Origin of the sequence: Ensifer sp. ENS08 (assembly GCF_014852195.1) — a bacterium.
GTDB classification, from domain to species: Bacteria; Pseudomonadota; Alphaproteobacteria; order Rhizobiales; family Rhizobiaceae; genus Ensifer; species Ensifer adhaerens.
In genome coordinates this window covers 1-14,568 of sequence record NZ_JACVBF010000034.1, presented here as the reverse complement: position 1 = coordinate 14,568, position 14,568 = coordinate 1, and the positions used below count along the sequence as shown (strand labels likewise).

Here is a 14,568-nt window from a genome sequence, read left to right as displayed (position 1 = left end):
ACGGCCCTGTCCAGCGGAACGAAGACCATTGAGCCGATCGGCAAAAAAGGCCGGTCAGAACAAAACCGAACCCAAGGAAAGCCGCCAACTCAAGGCGTTCTGCCCCTTGCGTTCTTTCATTGGAGAAGTGTCATGACAGGTGCAGATAGCAACAACAGAGCACCATCGGTAGATCTGAAGTTCGAGGTCGCCGTCATTCCGGTCGCGGATGTCGATCGCGCCAAAAATTTCTACGGTCGCCTCGGTTGGCGGCTCGATGCCGACTTTCCCGTCGGCGATGCGTTTCGCGTTGTGCAGTTCACTCCCCCGGGCTCGCCGGCATCGATCCACTTCGGCACCGGGCTGACCTCGGCTACGCCCGGTTCGGCGAGCGGCCTCTATCTGGTCGTTTCGGATATCGAAGCCGCGCGTGCGGAACTCGTCGAACGGGGCGCCGAGGTCAGCGACATCTTCCACCGCGAGGGCCCCGGAAAGCCAGCGATCAGCGGACGCGATCCCGCGCGCCGCAGCTACCGCTCCTATGCCACCTTCAGCGACCCCGACGGCAACGGCTGGCTGCTGCAAGAGGTGACCGAACGTCTGCCCGGGCGTGTGGATACCGAGGTGACGGACTTTGCTTCCGTCGGTGACCTTGCGGCGGCCCTGCGTCGCGCTGCCGCCGCCCATGGCGAGCACGAGAAGCGCAACGGTGGTGAGCACGACCATAACTGGCCGGATTGGTATGCGGCCTACATGGTGGCCGAACATGCGGGCAAGCCGCTTCCCGAATGAGCGCCGGCCATGACCGTCGCGTTTCCTCCATGGCGTAAATCTGCTATAAGCGGCCATTCCAGACAGAGTCGGACAGGGGTGGTGTGAGATGCACAGGATCGGCTACGTCGTCTTTCCGGGATTTCAGCTCATGGGGTTCGCGGCGGTCACCGCCTTCGAGATCGCCAACCTGACGCTTGGCGAACCAGCCTATGCGATCGAGTTGCTGTCGGAGGCCGGCGGCGAGGTCAAGGCGTCCGCCGGCTTCGGCGTGCTCACGAAGGCCTTCGACGACGCGGTCTATGACACCGTCATGTTCGGCGCGGGCACCGTGATCGAGCCGGTAACGCCGGGACTCGCCGCCTTCGCGCGCCATGCCTTGGAGGTCTCGCGCCGGGTGGCAGCCCCTTGCACAGGCGCCTTCATGCTCGCCGAGTCAGGACTGCTCGACGGTCGTCGCGCCACGACCCATTGGGTGTTCGCCCGTCAACTGCGCGAGCGATTTCCCGAGGTCAAGGTCGAGGAGGATCGAATCTTCATCGTCGATGGCAGCGTGTGGACCTCGGCCGGCATGACGGCAAGCATCGATCTGGCGCTGGCGATGATCGAGAAGGACCATGGCGAGGATGTCGCCCGTCAGGTGGCACGCAAGCTCGTCGTCTATCACCGGCGCGCCGGCGGCCAGTCGCAGTTTTCCGCCCTGCTGGAACTCGATCCGAAGTCCGATCGCATTCAGAAGTCGGTCAATTACGCCAAGGCCAACCTGCGAAACGTCCTCTCGGTAGACGAACTCGCGGACGCCGCGGGCTTAAGTGCGCGCCAGTTCAGTCGCGCCTTCCGTTCGGAGACCGGCCAGTCGCCGGCAAAAGCTGTCGAGCATCTGCGGGTGGAAGCCGCGCGGCTCCTGATGGAGCAGGGGCGTCACTCGATGGACGTAATTGCCGAGCAGACCGGTTTTGCCGATAGCGACCGCATGCGCCGGGCCTTCCTGCGCACGCTGGGGCAGCCGCCCCAGACGATCCGACGCAATGCGCGCGAAGGCGTTGCCTGACGGCGAGACTGCCTCGAGAGATCAATTGTATCTCCGTGTATCCGGGACGTGTCTTTCTACATGCGCTTTCAATTGGGGCGGCAGAGCACACGCGCGGGATACATCAGCCCATCATTTCTGACTGCAGTTCAGTTCACCGGAGGCTTCCAATGTCGGACGAAATCAACCACCCGCGCCGCCGTTTCATCGGCGCAATCGCACTCTCGTTGGCGGCAACGCAGTTCGCATCGGCTGGCGCGGTCAGAGCGCAAGCGGGAGCCGGTGAGGCGCCGCGCCTACCGGCCGTCGCCCCGGGCACGAACAAGTCCTTCCCCGTCCTCAAGCAGATCGATGCGGGCGTGCTCAACGTCGGCTACGCCGAACTTGGCGCCAGCGATGCTCCTGCCGTGATCCTGCTGCACGGCTGGCCCTATGACGTTCACACCTATGTGGACGTGGCGCCGGTGCTCGCCAATGCCGGCTATCGCGTCATCGTTCCCTATCTGCGCGGCTATGGCACGACCCGGTTCCTGTCTGCCGACACTCCGAGGAACGGCCAGCAGGCTGTGATCGCAACGGATATCATTGCCCTGATGGACGCGCTCAAGATCGAGAAGGCGGTCATCGGCGGCTGCGACTGGGGTGCGCGAACCGCCAACATCATCGCGGCCCTGTGGCCCGAGCGCTGCAAGGCGCTGGTCTCTGTCAGCGGCTATCTCATCGGCAGCCAGGAGGTGAACAGGAAGCCGCTTTCGCCGCAGGGCGAACTTGCCTGGTGGTACCAGTTCTACTTCGCCACCGAGCGGGGCTATGAGGGCTACAAGCAGAACCGAAAGGAATTCGCCCGGCTGATCTGGAAGCTTGCCTCGCCCAAGTGGAACTTCGACGACGCCACTTTCGACAGGAGTGCCGAGGCGCTTGAAAACCCCGATCATGTCGATATCTCGATCCACAACTACCGTTGGCGGCTCAGCCTGGCCGAGGGGGAAGCACAGTACGACGACCTCGAAAAGCGGCTGGCGCAGTTCCCGACCATTACCGTCCCGACCATCACGCTTGAGGGCGACGCCAATGGCGCGCCGCATCCCGATCCCGCCGCCTACGCCAAGCGTTTTTCCGGCAGATACGAGCATCGGCTGATTGCTGGCGGAATCGGCCATAACCTGCCGCAGGAGGCGCCGCTCGCTTTTGCCGAGGCAATTGTCGCCGTCGATCGTTTCTAGTTTTTCTCCCGCAGATTGCGTGGAGGCGCGGGGATCCGGTTCGCCGGCCCCGCGTTTTTTTGTGCGCGGTGATTGGAGACAGGGCCCGCCGGATGCGGCGCCGCGTCATGCTGGTGTGGCGCAATGCGCGACAACCACTTTCGGATGGGCTTCGTATCAGCGTGTATCGGCGCCGGCGCCTGGCGGGTTTCCATACATTTTCGGGCGTCGGTGAAACATTCGATACATCTTGAGGGCGCCAGATGCGTCTCGACAGTCGCAGGGCAATCGGGCCCGGACGGCAAACCTGTCGAAAGGAAAACACCATGAGCGCAGCTGAAAAGGTACTCTACACCGGCAAGACCCACACGACCGGCGGCCGCGACGGCGCTGCCCGCAGCGACGATGGACGTCTGGACACCAAGCTTTCCACGCCCGGCAGTTCCCGTCCGGGGACGAACCCGGAGCAACTTTTTGCCGCCGGTTGGTCCGCGTGTTTCATCGGCGCGATCGGTCTGGTGGCCGGCCAGTCGAAGGTCGCGCTTCCCGCCGACGTCGCCGTTGATGCCGAAGTGGATCTGCTGAATCGCGACGGCGGCTACTTCCTGAAGGCACGGCTGAATGTCAGCCTACCGGGGATCGACGCCGACGTCGCGCGTCGGCTCGTCGATGCCGCGCACCAGACCTGCCCCTATTCCAAGGCGACCCATGGGAACATCGACGTGACGATCAATCTCGTCTGATCAGCACTAGCTCTTGTCAACTCCGGAGCGGCGACCATCAGGGTCGCCGCTCTTTGCATCGGCCATGGGCTGGCCGAGCCCGGTAAGCCTTGGCTTCTTGAGCTTTTGATCTCAATCGTGACATTAGGAAAATAAAATATTCGATTGTTTTATATCGCATTATACGGCGTTTTATGAAACTCCTCTCTACTGAGGGCGGATCACCAGCTCGCCCAAAAGGCCGCCGCCGTCACGATTGCGCAAGGTCAGAGACGCGTTGATGGAGACTGCCAACTGCTGGGCGATGGCGAGACCAAGTCCGGTCCCGCCGGTCTCGCGATTGCGGGAATCCTCCAGCCGGACGAAGGGTTTCAAAACGGCGCCCAGTTGATCATCCGGGATGCCCGGCCCGCGGTCGAGCACGCTGATAACCACCGTATCGTCAGCAAGCCGCCGTGCCTCGATCTCGGCGCTGCCTGCGAATTTGAGCGCGTTGTCGACGAGGTTGGTGAGAATGCGCCTGAGCGCCTGCGGCCGGGTTGTGACCGTGCCGCCATCGATATCGCTGGCGCTGACGGACTTGCCGGTGTCCTGATAATCGTAGACGAGGCTTTCAATAAATGAGGCGAGGTCGACGCGCGTCGATTTCTCGACATTGCCGTGGGCGCTGCGGGCATAGGCAACGCCTTCTTTCACCAGGCTTTCGATCTGGCCGAGATCCTGGATCAGCTTCTCGCGATCGGCGAAATCCTCGGCCATCTCCGCGCGCAGTTTCATGCGGGTGATCGGCGTCTGCAGGTCGTGGGAAATGGCTGCAAGGATCTGGACACGTTCTTCAAGATACTGGGCGATGCGGTCGCGCATGGCATTGAAAGCGGTTGCCGCATAGGCGACCTCCATCGGGCCGGTTTCACTGAGCCGCGGCGTGTTGCGGTTCGGGTCGAGCGTGTCGGCCGCTGCGGCAAGGTTGACGAGCGGGCGGACGGCCTGCCGCATGGCAAACCAGCTGCAGAAAAGCAGAAGCGCGAGTTGCGCCAGCAGCACGTAAGGCAGCCAGTCGGCGAGCGGCATGACCCCCTTGGGATAGACGTCGATCGTCAGCGGCGAGCCGTCGCTCAATGTCAGATGCGCCTGCACGTGGCGGCGATCGCCAGGGATCGTCTCGACGGTGACCGGATATTTCGGGCCGGTCGCGCGCTGGATGTTGGCGGAAAGCTCCGCGGTGGCCGGATCGACCGACGCGTTGCCGGGCACGCCCGGTCCGAGAATGAAGCCGTAGTTGTCGCGGCTGAGGCGCTTGAGCCAGGAGGCACGCTCGTTAGCGGGCAGGCGGTCGAGGATTGCGATCGAGGTCGCTATGTCGTTTTCGAGCGTGTTGAACATGACAGACTTGGCTGACATGTAGCGCTCGAAGAACAGAACTGTGAACGACATCACATGTGCGATGGCGAGGCCGGCCAGCAGAATAACAAAGAGCCGCGCCCTGAGCGTGCGCGGCCATAGTCGAAAGCCTCTTTCAGCAGCGTTCGCGGTCATTCGCGCGCCTCCACGATCTCGATCGGCACCGAGAAGACATAGCCTTCGCTGCGCACCGTCTTGATGTAGGCCGGCTCGCGGGCGTCGTCGCCGAGTCGCTGGCGGACCCGGCTGACGAGCAGGTCGATCGAGCGGTCGAAGAGATCGGCCTCGCGGCCTTGCGTGAGATTGAGCAGCTGGTCGCGGTTGAGCACGCGCTGGGGGTGGTCGATGAACACCTTCAGCAGCCGATACTCCGCTCCGCTCAGCGCGATCACGGTGCCATCAGCATCGATCAGGTGCCGCGCCGTCGTGTCGAGCTTCCATCGGCCGAAGCGCAGCAACTGCCCGGCCTCCGAAATCTGCAGGTTGGGCGGCAGCATGCGCGCGCGCCGAAGCACGGCCTTGATACGGGCCAGGAGTTCGCGCGCGGAGAATGGCTTGGAGAGATAATCATCGGCACCCATTTCGAGCCCGAGAATGCGATCCATCTCGTCCGAGCGGGCGGTCAGCATGATGATCGGGATCGCTTTATGCTTGCCGGCGCGCAGCTCGCGGCTGAGCACCAACCCGTCGTCGCCCGGCATCATCACGTCGAGGACGATCAGATCGACGGTATCGCCTTCGAGGAAGCTGCGCATCTGTCGCCCGTCGGCGACCGCGGTCGCGCGCAGGCCGTTTTTCTTCAGGTAGCTCGACACGAGTTCCCGGATCTCTCGGTCGTCGTCGACAATCAGCACATGGTCGATATGCTCCATCGAGCAAACTCCTCAAGTCGGTTTGGTCTTCGCATGGTACCGCCGCTTCTGGGCGAGGGGGCTGTGCCACTTGCTCCGTCTGGTTGACGCTCTGGATATGTCGTCGGTGTGTTCGCAACATCCAGACTTGCATGCGAATGTAATGCAAGCGCCTGCAGATACATTTCGACACAATTTCACAAAGGAAACCCGCCGCTTGCTGTCAAGCGGCGGGTCGTGGGAACTGTGGCTGATCGCGTCAGGCTTTAGCTTTTGCAGCAATCTGCGCGCGATACTGGGCGGTGGGCAGGCCGCCCCAGCCCCAATTGTCGAGGTCGACTTCCTCGATGACCACATAGGTCGATTCCAGCGGCTTGTTGAGCACGTCGAGCAGCACTTGGCTGACGCCTTTGATGATCTCGGCCTTTTCCTCCGCCGTCACCGTTTGACGCTCCGGCGTGGTGCCCTCGCGGGTCACCTGAACTGTTACGATCGGCATTGCCGTCTCCTTTCTGGAACTTGATGGCACCCAAGGTGCCGCGTTTGTTTGGAGAGTTACGGGCCTACCAGCGTCCGGCGTTCTGGCCGCCGTCCACATGCAGGATCTCGCCCGTTACGAAGCCGGCACCCTCCAGGTAGAGAACGGCGTCGACGATATCGCGGATCTCGCCCATTCGTCCGACCGGGTGAAGTGTCGAAAGCGCCGCATGCGTTTCCGGCGCGTGCATCGGCGTCTTGATGATGCCGGGCGAAACCGCGTTGACGCGAATTCCTGAAGTCGCGAATTCGATCGCGAGCGCCTGGGTTACCGAATTCAGGCCGCCCTTGGTGATGGAGGCGAGCGCGGCGGGCACGCCGGCGATCGGCTGGTTGACGAGGCTGGTAGTGATGCTGACGATGTGGCCGGAGCCCTGCTTCAGCATCTCGCGGGCGGCGTGCTGGGTAATATGGAAGAAGCCGGCGACATTGACGCTCATGTTCAGCTCGTAGTCTTCCTGGGTGAAGTCCGTGAACGGCTTGGCGGTGAAGACGCCGGCATTGTTGACCAGGGTGTCGATGCGGCCGAACCGTTCGAGGCCCTGGCGCACGACGCGCTCGGCGGTCTCGGGATTTCCGATATCGCCTGCAACGGCGAGGATGCCAGCGTCTGCGCTCTCCCTAATCGAGCGCGACGTGGCGATGACACGGTAGTTGCGATCGCGGTAGGCCTGCACCAGGGCGGCGCCGATACCCTGCGATGCACCGGTGATGATGGCGACCTTCTGTTCGTTGCTCATGGATGTGATCCTTCTTCGATTGCAACGGGCGTTCGTGCAGCCCGTCCTTCGCCCTCGGCGTTGGTGCAATCAGATTTAGACCCATCCGAGCTGTGGGAGAATTGACGATAATAGGCGGTCAATCAACCGAAATTCGGCATAATCAGTCAAGCGTACCAGCTTCCATCGCCATGCGTGCGAACTCGGTCCTGAGCCGCGGCAAGGCGAAATCCGCGAAGGCGCGAACTTTGGGAACCGACATGCGGCCCTGCGGTGCCAGAAGATGAACCGGCATCGGCGGATGCTCGGCATCGGCCAGCACGATCTTCAACTGTCCGTCGTGGATATGGCGCGCGACATGGTAGGAGTAGAGCCGGGTAAGGCCGGTGCCCGCAACGGCGGAATCGACCGCTGCGCGCACGCTGTTGACGATGTAGCGCGGCGTGAACTGTACCGTGCGCGGGATCAGCGAACCTTCGGCCGGCGTAAAGGCCCAGGAATCAAGGCCGAAATTGGTGAAGGCGACGATCTGGTGCTTGGCGAGGTCTGCCGGCTCGTCGATGCGGGGATGACTGGCGAGATAGCGTGGGGAAGCGACGACGACGCGCCTGATATCGCCGCCGATGCGTGTTGAGATCAGCGAAGAATCCGCGAGGTGCCCTATGCGCAGCGCGATATCGACGCCTTCGTCGACAAGGTTCACGAAGCGGTCGAGCAGCAGCAACCTGGCCGAAACCGCCGGGTAGAGATTGAGGAAGTCGTCGAGGATCGGGCGCAGCATCTCTTCGCCGAGGATCGGCGGCGAAGAGATCGTTACCGTGCCGCGCGGAGCCGCGCGCTCGCCGCCTGCGAGCATATCGGCCTCTTCGAGATCGACCAGCACCCGCCGGCAGGCTGCTGCATAGCGCTGGCCCGCTTCACTGAGTTTCAGCGAGCGGGTCGTCCGGTGCAGCAGTTCGACACCGACATGGGCTTCGAGCAGGTTCAGCGCGCGGCTGACGGCCGTTGGCGATCGCTTCAGCCGACGGGCCGCACCCGCAAGGCTGCCTTCGTCAATCGCCGTGACGAAGACCTTCATCGCATCGATACGATCCATTCTGCCGACTTTCGCAAGAGATGACGTCAATCAGCAAGAATTCGTCTGCAAGACGGCGGAAGTAAAGGGCCGACAGCACTGCATAGGAGAGTGCTGTAACTTCTGAGCTACGCCGGAAAGAGGCGAGCGATCAAATCGGACGCGGAGCCCTGCCAAAGCTCGCCCTTGCCGGTTCCCGACCACAAGGACAGAAAGTCTGGCGACCCCTTCGCGGTGGACGCCGCTCTGATGTCACGCGTGAACTTGTTCTGGGCCGGAAAGGGCATTACGGCGGCGGCATCCACCTCGTTCATGAAACGGTTTTCGACGCCGCGCGCAAACCGGCCGGAAAAGGCCCGCGTCGTTCGCGTCTTCCGCTCCGTGCCCTCTAGCGCCGCGCGATAGGGGGCCGACGTCCCAGCTTCGGCGGTCTTGAGGAAGGCCGTACCCATCTGCACGGCGCTGGCGCCTTTTGCGAGAACGGCTTGGATGTCGGAACCTGTCATGATCCCCCCCGCGGCGATGAGCGGTACCTTGACCTTTCCCAGGCTCCAGGCGAGCAGGTCTTCAAGGCCGATTTCGCTGTCCTCGGCGGACGGGTCGAAGATACCTCGATGCCCGCCGGCCTCGTATCCCTGCAGCGTGATGGCATCGACGCCGCTCTCTTCGAGTGCCAGGGCTTCCTCGGGCGTCGTTGCCGTGCCGATGATCAGCATTCCTGCGTCACGAGCAGCGCGCATGTGCTCGGCGGGCAGAACGCCAAAGACGAAGCTCAGCGCCGCAGGCTTTGCCCGCAGCACCGCCTCGAACTGCGCGTCGAAATCCTCTTCGTAGGGCGCTGCAAATTCCGGCGTGGGCAGGCCGAGTTCGACGCGGTATCCCGCCGTCGCGCGCCGGGCGCGCTCGAGCGCCGCCGCGTCGATCTTCGGCTGCGGATGCTGGATGAAGAGGTTTATGGCGAAGGGACAATCTGTCCGGGCACGCACGGCCTGGGCGAACTCTACGATCGCCGGCGGGCTCGAATAGGCCGCGCCGATCGAGCCGAGCGCGCCGGCGGCGGAAGAGGCTGCCACGAGCGCCGGCGACGAAGGACCTCCGGCCATCGGCGCGACGATCAGGGGATGTCTCAGGCCGAGTTTCGAAAGGGTGCCCTGCATAGTCGTGTCCTCGCTGCGTGTTGCCTGCCATCTGGCAGCGCTGCAGAGGTAGGGTGAGCGGTTACGGACGCAAGGGCAGGCGCCACAGTTTACCCGAATATCTTGTGGGTCGCTCGCGGCAGGTATGGCGGAGGCGATGGCCCCCTCGGGACCGTCGATCGCGCGGCAACTGTTGCAACACAGTCGGTTGACTGGCACTGTCGCTCGGTGGCGAGAGACCTTTCCAAGGAGCCCGCGATGTCGCGACAGACGGACAAGCAAGAGACACTTCCGAGCCTTGTCGAAAACTACCGGCCCGTGCAGCTGAAGGCCGTGCTTGCGGCTTGCGCAATAAAGCACCGCGAGCCTCCGCCGCCATTACCGGAGGAGCGCCACTACGGATCGCAATTGCCGGAGGGATTTCACCTGCCGCAATCTGTCTACGACGACTGAGCGCCGGCTCCGCCCTCAGTTCGTTGCCAGCGTCCAGGCCATGCCGGCGAGCGCGCAGGCAAGCAGCGTGGTTATGACCGACACATTGAAGCGGAAGATCGCCACGCCGGCCGCGAGCGTCAGCAGCAGTGACGGCAACACCAGCGACCCTAGGACCGGAATATCGAGCGCCAACGGCCCGAGCGTCCAGGGGGCGACTTCGGCAAACAGCGTGTGCAGGCCAAACCAGACCGCAAGGTTGAGGATGACCCCGACGACGGCGGCGGTGATCGCCGACATGGCGCCGGTCAGCGCGACGTTGTTGCGCAACCGCTCGATGAAGGGCGCGCCCAGGAAGATCCATAGAAAGCAGGGAACGAAGGTGACCCAGGTCGTCAGCATCGCTCCGAGGGTCGCGGCCGCCATGGGCGAAAGCGTGCCGGGATCGCGATAGGCACCCATGAAGCCGACGAACTGGACGACCATGATCAGCGGCCCAGGTGTCGTCTCGGCCATGCCGAGCCCGTCGAGCATTTCGCCCGGCTTCAGCCAGCCGTAGTGCTGCACCGCTTCTTGGGCGACATAGGCAAGTACGGCATAGGCGCCACCGAAGGTGACCACCGCCATCTGGCTGAAGAAGAGGCCAATCTGGCTGAAGACGTTGCCCGTGCCGAGAATGGCGACGAGCAACGCCAGCGGCACCAGCCACAGGGCAAGCAGGATCGCCGAGATCCGCAGCGACCAGGCGAGGTTCGGGCGCGCATGCGCGGGAATTTCGTCGCCGAGCACGGAGTCTTCGTCCTTGAGTACCGGACCCGTGCCGGCCTTGTGGCCTCCGCCGATGCGAAAGAAATCCGAGCCGGAACGTGCACCGATGTAGCCAAGCACCCCGGCTGCAAGAATGATGAGCGGGAAGGGGACCCGGAAAACGAAGATGGCGATGAAGGCGGCTGCGGCAATGCCGATCATCACCTTGTTCTTCAGTGCTCGCCCGCCGATGCGGAAGACGGCCTGAACGACGACCGCGAGCACCGCGGCCTTCAGACCGAAGAAAAGGCCCTCGACGACCGTGACATTGCCGAAGGCGGCGTAGATGTAGCTCAGGCCCAGGATCGCGAGGAACCCCGGAAGCACGAAGAGGATGCCGGCGACAAGGCCGCCGGCGGTGCGATGCAGGAGCCAGCCGATATAGACGGCAAGCTGTTGCGCCTCGGGTCCCGGCAGAAGCATGCAGTAGTTGAGCGCGTGCAGGAAACGGTGTTCGCCGATCCAGCGCTTTTCATCGACCAGGATGCGGTGCATGACGGCGATCTGTCCAGCCGGCCCGCCGAAGCTCAGCGCCGCAATCCGCGCCCAGACCCGCACTGCTTCGCCGAAGGAGATGCCGTGGCTTTCCCGTTGCCGCGCCGGTCCCGGCGCGGCCTTGTCTGCGATGTCGGTCATCTCAGGCGTCCTTCTTGGCCGAGGGCCAGTTGTGGGTCTCGTTGGTAGCATCCCGGCACCAGCGATAGAAGGCGTCGTAGAGCAGCATGCCGGCGTCCAGTTGTTCCAGATCGTCCGCATACATGCGCGAGAGCCCGAGCGAGGCGGCAAGCAGGCCCGATGCCTCCGGCGCGAGTTCCAGGCGGGCGGTATCGGCAGCACGCACGATCGTGGCGAGCCGCAGCAACGGGGCCGTGGCAAGCCCGAATTCCTCGACCATGACGTCGAAGGTGCAGCGCTCGCCGCGGTGGCTCCAGCGCACGGACGCGTCGATGTCGAACGGTGTCGCCCGGAAGCGCTCGCCGACCATCTCCACTTCCGACGGCGCTACGTAAAGGAAAACGGCATGCGGATCGACGAAGCGCCGGATCAGCCAGGGGCAGGCGATGCGGTCGATCTTCGGCCGCGCCCGGGTGACCCAGACCGTGTGCCCTTGGGCGTTCCGTTCCGGTAGAGCCGAAGACGGCACGGCGGGGCTGCCGCCTTCGACCCACGCCTCGAACCCGCCTTCGAGCACATCGGCGGAGATGCCGGCATTGCGCAGCCAGGCGGCAACGCCGTGGCTGAGCTTCTTGCCCTGCTGGCAGATGACGATCGCCGACGCTTTGTCGACGTCGTGTGTCCAGTCCTGCACAGTGCGATAGTCGCGCCGGACGGATCCCGGGACGAGACGTGGATCGGCGTCGAAGTCCTCGTCGACGCGAACGTCGATCAGCGCGGGACAGTTCGGCGTGCCGATGAGGCGAGCGAGTTTTTCCGATGATATTTCGAGATACGACGACATGACGCGTCCTCCGGATGAGCGGTTCTATGGACGCGATGCTTCGGCTGGCGCCTCATGGGGTGATCGCACCCCCATCAGCAAAGTTTGCCGCCGTTGGCCGCACGCTGTCAAGCCGCGCTTCGGCGGCGACTTTACGGGACATGGCGAAAGCGCTTCGCGCTGAGGCGTGATCCGAGGCAAACTACCGAAGGATTGTTACAGGTCTTTGGCGCCAGATCTCGGTTGCCGTTAAGGAAGCGACCTGAGTGCCGAAGGTCACACTCAGGTCGCGGAGGACGGCATTCGGGCTATTTGCCGGCCTCATTGGCTGCGGCCTCGATGACGCCCGCAACCTTCTCCGGTTGCGAAGCAAAGACAGCGTGGCTGGCCTTGATTTCGGTCACCTGGCTGCCGGCGCGCTTGGCCATGCTTCTCTCCAGGTCCGGGTTGATGGCGCGGTCATCGGTCGCGACGATCGACCAGCTTTTCTTGGTGCGCCAGGCGGGGTCGCCGACCTTGGCGGCGAAGACCTCCTTGGCGGCAAGGACCTGCGATTTCGCCGCAAAGGCCGCCTCCGCCGCAGGCAAATCGGCGGCGAAGTCGGCCGGAAACGCCTTTGGGTCGAGATAGAGATACTTGCCGTCCGGGGTTTCGCGCACGCTCATGGCGGCCGCAGGTTTCGATCCGGCGAGCGTTGCAAGGTTTTCGCCCTTGTCGGGCTGAAAGGCGGCCACATAGACCAGGCCTTCGACCTTGCTATGGTGTCCGGCCTCGGTGATGACCATGCCGCCATAGCTGTGGCCGACGAGCAGGGTCGGGCCGTCCTGCAGATCGAGGATGCGGTTCGTCGCCTCGATGTCCGCGCCGAGCGACGTCAGTGGCTCCTGGACGACGGTCACGTTGAAGCCGCGGCGCCCGAGGATTTCGGAGGCTTCTCTCCAGCCGGAACCGTCTGCGAAAGCGCCGTGGACGATGACGATGTTCTTGATCTCGGCTGCTTGCGCTGCGAAGGCGACGACGCTTGTCGCCAAGGTAAGCGCGATGGTCGGGAGGATGCGGTGACTCATGCGATCGTTCCTTCTTCTGTTCGTGAGGCAACGATCGCAATCTGTTCAGGCGAGTTATCCCGGATGTGTCGGTCTTCGCCGCAATATGTACCGCATTGTAGCGGCTCAATCTCGACGCCATGGCGAGAGGCCGAAGCGCGGTCTTTCACCCTGCGTGGCAAGGTACAGAGGCACGCCGCGCGAAGGCGCGCTACGATTCAACCAGGATCACAAGCGACGAAGGCACAACCCCGTCATAGGCCATGGCGTCCGCCGCAGCCTGGCTTTGCATCGCCTGCGAGAGGGCGCCGATATCGGGAACATCCATCATGACGGCCACGCGCGTCGGGTCCTTTGGGTCGACGAAGGTCCGGTTGTTGGTGATGCCGAGCGCGCCGAAGAGTTCCTTGCGTCTCGGCGATTTCAGCCAGTGATCGGCGCCTTTGGTAATGTTGTGATGGGCGATGATGGTTGGCATCGGATCCTCCCTCTTTTGACGCGGTGCACCGGCGTCGCAACTTTCCCGGCGCATCCGCGTTCCTTCAACGGAACGGCCTGAAGGCCGGGCTGTCAATTAGCCCGTCAGAGGTAGGCGCGTTTTTTCTCTGGCAACTTGAAGGAAGAGGTTCATGCCGAAATTCATCACCATCGGATACGGCGATCGCGCCGGCTACGATCGCACGGCGGCGGTGGTGCGCGATGCGGCGCATGCGCATGACGCGCGACTTCAGGCCGATGGCGTGTTGATGGGGATTGCCGGCGTGCCCGTGCAGGTGCGCAATGCGGATGCGGCGCGGGTCGAAACCAAGAATGGTCCGTTCCTGTCATCCCCGTTGCCGGTGGCCGGTTTCGCGGTGATCGAAGCGGCCGATCTCGACGAAGCCATCGCCCTGGTTTCGCAGACACCCTGCGCCGTTGCTCACGGCGTGGTCGAAGTCTGGCCGCTTGAACTTCCTTAGGGAGTCGCCCAGGAGACCTGAGCGGCGAGCATGGATTCCGCCTCATCGGCCGTCTGGCGCTGGGATTCCGTGGCTCCGGCCGGAGCGATCTTCATCTCCGGTCGACCTTCCCTGAAGATCTTCCACTTTGTCGGTCGGAAGGCGATGCGGCTGTGGTCGCCGGCAGCGGCGCGTTCGGGCGAGAGTTCGATCTCGACATGCGGATGGTTGCGGCCAAGGTCGAGTTCGAGATGGCGGGTGCCGGCAACCCGGCGGCTGGCGGCGACAAGACCGGCAAGGCAACCGCCGGAGCCGTCGACCAGCTCGATGTCGTGCGGGCGGAAGTGCAGTTTCGCCGGGCCGTCGGGCTCGGACGGGGCGCGCAGCCCGATCGGCCGATCCTCGAACCAGATCTCGCCGTTCTGCAGCGTAACATTGAGGCAGTTCGACTGGCCGATGAAGCCGTAGACGAAGGGCGAGACCG

General features: G+C 63.6%; 17 protein-coding genes. 6 read left to right on the top strand and 11 right to left on the bottom strand.

Features of this window, described 5'->3' with window-relative positions; all coding sequences use genetic code 11:
* Positions 1–132: 132 nt before the first annotated feature.
* From IB272_RS34095 to IB272_RS34080, 4 genes are all read left to right on the top strand, one after another.
* The gene (locus tag IB272_RS34095; protein ID WP_060530350.1) at positions 133–771 is read left to right on the top strand and encodes a VOC family protein; all 639 of its coding nucleotides are present in this window, start codon (positions 133–135) and stop codon (positions 769–771) included.
* Positions 772–859: 88 nt separating this feature from the next.
* Positions 860–1,801 (top strand): GlxA family transcriptional regulator, encoded by a 942-nt coding sequence (locus IB272_RS34090; protein ID WP_192445861.1) that lies wholly within the window; start codon positions 860–862, stop codon positions 1,799–1,801.
* A gap of 149 nt (positions 1,802–1,950) precedes the next feature.
* A complete protein-coding gene (locus tag IB272_RS34085) occupies positions 1,951–3,003 on the top strand; it encodes an alpha/beta hydrolase (protein ID WP_112772192.1) in 1,053 nt (350 codons plus the stop codon).
* A 305-nt stretch (positions 3,004–3,308) separates the two neighbouring features.
* Positions 3,309–3,725: an organic hydroperoxide resistance protein gene (locus IB272_RS34080; RefSeq protein ID WP_192445860.1), complete on the top strand. Its 417-nt coding sequence runs from the start codon at positions 3,309–3,311 to the stop codon at positions 3,723–3,725.
* 186 nt (positions 3,726–3,911) lie between these two features.
* Here the strand turns inward: IB272_RS34080 and IB272_RS34075 are convergent, their stop codons facing one another.
* The 6 genes from IB272_RS34075 to IB272_RS34050 all read right to left on the bottom strand — a co-directional run bounded on the left by IB272_RS34075 (position 3,912) and on the right by IB272_RS34050 (position 9,444).
* Positions 3,912–5,240, bottom strand: coding sequence for a HAMP domain-containing sensor histidine kinase (locus tag IB272_RS34075; RefSeq protein WP_112772193.1), 1,329 nt, complete (start codon positions 5,238–5,240; stop codon positions 3,912–3,914).
* Complete coding sequence (locus tag IB272_RS34070; protein ID WP_034799675.1) at positions 5,237–5,977, bottom strand: response regulator; 741 nt, start codon at positions 5,975–5,977, stop codon at positions 5,237–5,239. Before IB272_RS34070 ends, IB272_RS34075 begins: the two co-directional genes overlap by 4 nt.
* A gap of 238 nt (positions 5,978–6,215) precedes the next feature.
* The gene (locus tag IB272_RS34065) at positions 6,216–6,455 is read right to left on the bottom strand and encodes a 4-oxalocrotonate tautomerase family protein (protein ID WP_060530353.1); all 240 of its coding nucleotides are present in this window, start codon (positions 6,453–6,455) and stop codon (positions 6,216–6,218) included.
* 64 nt (positions 6,456–6,519) lie between these two features.
* On the bottom strand, positions 6,520–7,233 hold the full coding sequence (locus tag IB272_RS34060) for an SDR family oxidoreductase (protein ID WP_112772195.1): 714 nt from the start codon (positions 7,231–7,233) through the stop codon (positions 6,520–6,522).
* A 142-nt stretch (positions 7,234–7,375) separates the two neighbouring features.
* Positions 7,376–8,308 (bottom strand): LysR family transcriptional regulator, encoded by a 933-nt coding sequence (locus IB272_RS34055; RefSeq protein WP_060530355.1) that lies wholly within the window; start codon positions 8,306–8,308, stop codon positions 7,376–7,378.
* 107 nt (positions 8,309–8,415) lie between these two features.
* Positions 8,416–9,444, bottom strand: a complete 1,029-nt coding sequence (locus IB272_RS34050) for a nitronate monooxygenase (protein WP_034799685.1) — start codon at positions 9,442–9,444, stop codon at positions 8,416–8,418.
* 237 nt (positions 9,445–9,681) lie between these two features.
* Here IB272_RS34050 and IB272_RS34045 point away from each other — a divergent pair, with 237 nt between their 5' ends.
* On the top strand, positions 9,682–9,876 hold the full coding sequence (locus tag IB272_RS34045) for a hypothetical protein (protein WP_192445859.1): 195 nt from the start codon (positions 9,682–9,684) through the stop codon (positions 9,874–9,876).
* Positions 9,877–9,891: 15 nt separating this feature from the next.
* On the opposite strand, the gene chrA is transcribed toward IB272_RS34045, so the two are convergent.
* The 4 genes from chrA to IB272_RS34025 all read right to left on the bottom strand — a co-directional run bounded on the left by chrA (position 9,892) and on the right by IB272_RS34025 (position 13,624).
* On the bottom strand, positions 9,892–11,298 hold the full coding sequence (gene chrA / locus IB272_RS34040; RefSeq protein ID WP_060586303.1) for a chromate efflux transporter: 1,407 nt from the start codon (positions 11,296–11,298) through the stop codon (positions 9,892–9,894).
* Position 11,299: 1 nt separating this feature from the next.
* Complete coding sequence (locus IB272_RS34035) at positions 11,300–12,121, bottom strand: sulfurtransferase/chromate resistance protein (protein WP_060530358.1); 822 nt, start codon at positions 12,119–12,121, stop codon at positions 11,300–11,302.
* Between the two features lie 287 nt (positions 12,122–12,408).
* Entirely contained in the window at positions 12,409–13,167 is a 759-nt protein-coding gene (locus IB272_RS34030) for an alpha/beta hydrolase (protein WP_192445858.1), read from the bottom strand.
* A 190-nt stretch (positions 13,168–13,357) separates the two neighbouring features.
* Positions 13,358–13,624, bottom strand: coding sequence for a hypothetical protein (locus IB272_RS34025; protein WP_192445857.1), 267 nt, complete (start codon positions 13,622–13,624; stop codon positions 13,358–13,360).
* Positions 13,625–13,775: 151 nt separating this feature from the next.
* On the opposite strand from IB272_RS34025, the gene IB272_RS34020 reads away from it, so the two are divergent.
* Complete coding sequence (locus IB272_RS34020) at positions 13,776–14,105, top strand: YciI family protein (protein WP_112772198.1); 330 nt, start codon at positions 13,776–13,778, stop codon at positions 14,103–14,105.
* Here the strand turns inward: IB272_RS34020 and IB272_RS34015 are convergent.
* The coding region (locus IB272_RS34015) for a TOBE-like domain-containing protein (protein ID WP_192444062.1) at positions 14,102–14,568 on the bottom strand (467 nt) is incomplete at its 5' end. The two genes, IB272_RS34020 and IB272_RS34015, sit on opposite strands and share 4 nt — an antisense overlap.

Coding starts and splice junctions, on each gene's coding strand:
- IB272_RS34095 (WP_060530350.1), top strand. CDS start 133: ATGACAGGTGCAGATAGCAACAACAGAGCACCATCGGTAGATCTGAAG.
- IB272_RS34090 (WP_192445861.1), top strand. CDS start 860: ATGCACAGGATCGGCTACGTCGTCTTTCCGGGATTTCAGCTCATGGGG.
- IB272_RS34085 (WP_112772192.1), top strand. CDS start 1,951: ATGTCGGACGAAATCAACCACCCGCGCCGCCGTTTCATCGGCGCAATC.
- IB272_RS34080 (WP_192445860.1), top strand. CDS start 3,309: ATGAGCGCAGCTGAAAAGGTACTCTACACCGGCAAGACCCACACGACC.
- IB272_RS34075 (WP_112772193.1), bottom strand. CDS start 5,240: ATGACCGCGAACGCTGCTGAAAGAGGCTTTCGACTATGGCCGCGCACG.
- IB272_RS34070 (WP_034799675.1), bottom strand. CDS start 5,977: ATGGAGCATATCGACCATGTGCTGATTGTCGACGACGACCGAGAGATC.
- IB272_RS34065 (WP_060530353.1), bottom strand. CDS start 6,455: ATGCCGATCGTAACAGTTCAGGTGACCCGCGAGGGCACCACGCCGGAG.
- IB272_RS34060 (WP_112772195.1), bottom strand. CDS start 7,233: ATGAGCAACGAACAGAAGGTCGCCATCATCACCGGTGCATCGCAGGGT.
- IB272_RS34055 (WP_060530355.1), bottom strand. CDS start 8,308: ATGGATCGTATCGATGCGATGAAGGTCTTCGTCACGGCGATTGACGAA.
- IB272_RS34050 (WP_034799685.1), bottom strand. CDS start 9,444: ATGCAGGGCACCCTTTCGAAACTCGGCCTGAGACATCCCCTGATCGTC.
- IB272_RS34045 (WP_192445859.1), top strand. CDS start 9,682: ATGTCGCGACAGACGGACAAGCAAGAGACACTTCCGAGCCTTGTCGAA.
- chrA (WP_060586303.1), bottom strand. CDS start 11,298: ATGACCGACATCGCAGACAAGGCCGCGCCGGGACCGGCGCGGCAACGG.
- IB272_RS34035 (WP_060530358.1), bottom strand. CDS start 12,121: ATGTCGTCGTATCTCGAAATATCATCGGAAAAACTCGCTCGCCTCATC.
- IB272_RS34030 (WP_192445858.1), bottom strand. CDS start 13,167: ATGAGTCACCGCATCCTCCCGACCATCGCGCTTACCTTGGCGACAAGC.
- IB272_RS34025 (WP_192445857.1), bottom strand. CDS start 13,624: ATGCCAACCATCATCGCCCATCACAACATTACCAAAGGCGCCGATCAC.
- IB272_RS34020 (WP_112772198.1), top strand. CDS start 13,776: ATGCCGAAATTCATCACCATCGGATACGGCGATCGCGCCGGCTACGAT.